Annotated in this window: 3 protein-coding genes; 1 reads left to right on the top strand and 2 read right to left on the bottom strand. The window is 30.7% G+C overall.

Features of this window, described 5'->3' with window-relative positions:
- Positions 1-103: 103 nt before the first annotated feature.
- Positions 104-229 (bottom strand): hypothetical protein, encoded by a 126-nt coding sequence (locus AC3DU7_RS22105; protein WP_488041460.1) that lies wholly within the window; start codon positions 227-229, stop codon positions 104-106.
- 540 nt (positions 230-769) lie between these two features.
- Here AC3DU7_RS22105 and AC3DU7_RS22100 point away from each other — a divergent pair.
- The gene (locus AC3DU7_RS22100) at positions 770-1,339 is read left to right on the top strand and encodes an ADP-ribosyltransferase (RefSeq protein ID WP_488041459.1); all 570 of its coding nucleotides are present in this window, start codon (positions 770-772) and stop codon (positions 1,337-1,339) included.
- A gap of 541 nt (positions 1,340-1,880) precedes the next feature.
- On the opposite strand, the gene AC3DU7_RS22095 is transcribed toward AC3DU7_RS22100, so the two are convergent.
- Entirely contained in the window at positions 1,881-3,575 is a 1,695-nt protein-coding gene (locus tag AC3DU7_RS22095) for a sensor histidine kinase (RefSeq protein ID WP_488041458.1), read from the bottom strand.
- Between the last annotated feature and the right edge of the window lie 254 nt (positions 3,576-3,829).

Genomic DNA, 3,829 nt, shown 5'->3' with positions numbered 1-3,829 from the left:
ATTATTGCACCGACGGTTAATTCAGGCTTTTGCCAGACTTTAGCAATAGAATAGATAAATCAAAAAAAACTCCAACGTTATAGTTTTTCAACGGAGTTCTAATTTATCTATTGTACAATAGTTGGGAAATTTTTAACCGAGCTTGATTAGCGATCGTTTTGGGAGATGGAATTATTGCACCGACGGTTAATTCAGGCTTTTGCCAGACTTTAGCAATAGAATAGAGCAATCAAAAAAACTCCAACGTTATAGTTTTTCAACGGAGGCAGGGCTTACGCATAGACACTATATTTACTGTGGGCGAATACCGTTTGCTCCTATATATAGTTTTTTCAAGGTGATTCTGCGTAAGTCCTAGAGATGTTTGACTGACCCACAAAAGCGATCGCTCTGGGCTACAGAATTCTTACACCACCTACAGTAAAAAAGGCAGTAATTTATCTTCATATTTGAGGAAGGTCTTGCTAAGATTTAAGTCCAGGTACTTATTGCTAAAGTTTGTATTTTTACAAGTTCATCAGGAAAGTATTGATAGATTATTTCTTAATAATTAAATTAGAATTTATAGTATTTTATTCAGATTATTAGTTATTTATACCTATTTAGTTTTCTTGAATAATTGTTGATAAATTGCTGTCTATATCAGGTCAGGATCAATTTTCAGCTTCAAATTCACCCATCTGGGTGAGGCAAAAATTATCTAAATGAATGGGTTACTTTTTTAGTAATTTTAGGGGATAATAAAAAGTATCGAGTTGAGATGAACTTTATGAACAATGTTGTACTTTGCGAAAACAATAAACTCGTTGCTCAGGTTGCTAAATTAAGTGGAATGAATTCTATTGAAGCAGCAGAATCATTATCCGCACTTGAAAGATTTACTACTACAGATTTTCGTAAAATTAGAAGGGCAGATAAACAAGGAAAAGACGAAGGGAATGTTAAAATTCTTAACAAATTTATGCACAAAATGCCAGCTTATGATGGTGATATTTATCGGGGTATGTCTTTTAGTGAAAAATCAATAAAATCTTTTATTCAACAATTAAAACCCCATGGAGATTATACTTTAGATTCGCTCACCAGTTTTACTTCCGATCCAAAAATTGCTGAGACTTATTCTGGTCATTGTTACCAAGTAGTGATTCGGGTAAAGCACAATCATTCGGGAGTTTCTATTAGTGATTTTTCTGCAATGTATAGCGAAAGCGAAGTTTTAGTTCCCAAAGGTACTAAATATGAGGTAACTAATGTACCCAAGGAAGTTAAAGTGGGACAAATAAATTATGTTGACTTAGAAGAAATTTCTATTACAGAAGAAAGTTATGAGAATAATTAACTTTAAATAAGGAAGAAGGAAGAAGGAAGAAGGAAGAAGGAAGAAGGAAGAAGGAAAAGGAAAAAAGGCTTAAAAACCTGAAAAAACTTAAATTTCCTTTAGATATTCATCCTTGGGTTTGCACAAATTAGTTTAATTGCACATAGTATATATCCAATGGCAAACCCTTAACAAAGTCAGAAGTCAGAAGTCAGAAATTGTTTTTGTCAAGGGGATTTGAAAAACTTTCCAAAAACATTTCACCTTAAAAGGCAGGGTTCTAGACCCAATTATTTTAATAAGGAATAGGGCATTACAGATTTGTGCATTAGACATATCCAAAAATTAAAAATAAAATAAATTATTATCAATAAATTATCAATTTTCCTGCCCTGTTTCCTCTTTTATAGATATATAGCTTTTTCAAATGAGATGTAAATCTAGAACGTAGTTTTTTCTAATAAAAAAAATCTGTATTGAGTACCTATTCCCTTTTATTTTTCATAATTTAATACTGTTTTTAATCTTTTACTATTCCCTATTCCCTATTCCCTAAAACAGATTATTTAACTGGCAAGAAAATAGTCATAATTTCCCCTTTTGTTGGTCGTTGTCTTACTACTAATTTTCCTCCTATTGCTTGAAAAAGATTTTTAGTAACTTTTAAATTTAAACTAAGATTACCTGTTTCTGGTTGAAACATTAATAAAGGACCGATAGATTTAAAAGGTGTTTTTGTAGAGCTGGTAAAAGGTGAGTGACTTTTTCCGCCCATATTAGAATCAGATTTAAGCTGCAATTTTAACTGACTTCCAGCTAACATTACTTCCACCTGCATTAGACTGCCAGAAGGTAAATTTCGGGAGAAATTTTCAATCAAATTTCCTAATACTTGGTCAAGCATAATAGGATCGCTAACAACCGTTGGCATATTAGGAGGTAAAATAACTTTGAGAGTATGATTTCTTTGAGTTGCCTTTTGTTGCCAACGAGGTATACTATTTTGAAAGACTTGAGCTAGAGGAATAGTTGTTAATTGTAGGTATGATTTTTTTTCCTTGAATAGTTGCTGAGTTTCTAATTCTGCTGCTCTAAAAATTAGATTAAAGCGGTCTATTTGAGAGGTACATTCAGCATCAATCATTTGTAAACGCTTTTTTATTACTTCTTGATTAAGATTTGGACGCTTTAATAATAGGCGAGTTAAAGTCTGAATAGTTGCTAAAGGAGTTTTGACTTCATGGGCGATCGCTTGTAACAGTTCTACATCGGGAGATTTAAAATTTTCAATGGTAGATTTTAGTGATAAAGTTGTTTTTTGATTGTTTTTACTTTTGTCATAAGTATTGACTTCTAATTTTTCATGTTTATTATCTAAAGTTGGTAAATTATCTAATAATAAACGACTAAATTTCATCACTATTTTATAGCTTGGTTCGTGAGGTGGATTTTTATCAAATATGCTGTCTAAAATTGCTAATTTCTGAGAATATCGATTGATAATTTTTTGATGTTTATCAATATTTTTAGAATAAAACTTGGTAAGTAATACGATTCGTTGACGTAAGATAATCCATGCTCTTTCAACTACTTCTGGGTCAAAAGAAAATTGAAAAGCTGGTTTATTATCTATGCTTTTTCCTAAGACCATAACCAAACTAAACTCAGCAGTTAAGACTAAACAAAACTGCTCATTTATTATTGGGTCTTTAGTTGACAAAGGTAGTATAGGTATAAAATCAGAAAAGGAATTTATACTATCTGCTCCTGGTAATAGAGGTAAACTTTGTCTTCTAAAAATAGATAACCAGTCTAAATTTTCCTGTATTTCACTGGTAAAAACTGAAGTATAAAAATTCGTAGATAAAGCAGGATTTGTTAAAATAGGAGTAGGACTAGATAAGACTAATCCACTATATGGTTTTATATGAGAAAAAAATGAATTAGGAGTAGACTCTTTTGAATTTCTACTAGAATCTCTCTCGTTTAATAAATCAATAGTTTTTGTAATCTCTTGATTATTAAAATCTCGATTGTCTAATGTTTTTGATGAATTTTCTAATAATTGATTGACACTAGCGATCGCGCTATACCATTCCTTTTGAGCCTTTAAATACAAATCTTGATTTCTCTGTTTCATAAAAGGAGGAGAATTTTCCTTTGCCAATCCCATTGTTTTTGTAGGCAAATCATCACTTGACATTTCTAGGGCAAAAATGTCGCTTACAGTTGGTAATATATAATTATAGTTGTCCATTTTTTCCATAATATAAATAATATTAATTTATTAACTGATAAATTTAAACTTCTACAGAAACTTTAACTAACTTTACTAGAAAGAATAGTAAAATAAAGAGCAAAACTATCAATATTTTTTTCTTGTCTTTTGTCTTAAATTTTGTGTATTAAATTTTTCACCCAAGAATAAAAAAATTGGATAATACTTAATTTGAAAATCTAGTGCAGAATGGCGGAAATAACTGACCAGTTACAAAATCCTAAAAGCCTTAC

This window comes from Okeania sp., assembly GCF_983059655.1.
The sequence above is the reverse complement of the archived record's forward strand: the minus strand, read 5'-3'. Positions and strand labels throughout refer to the sequence as shown.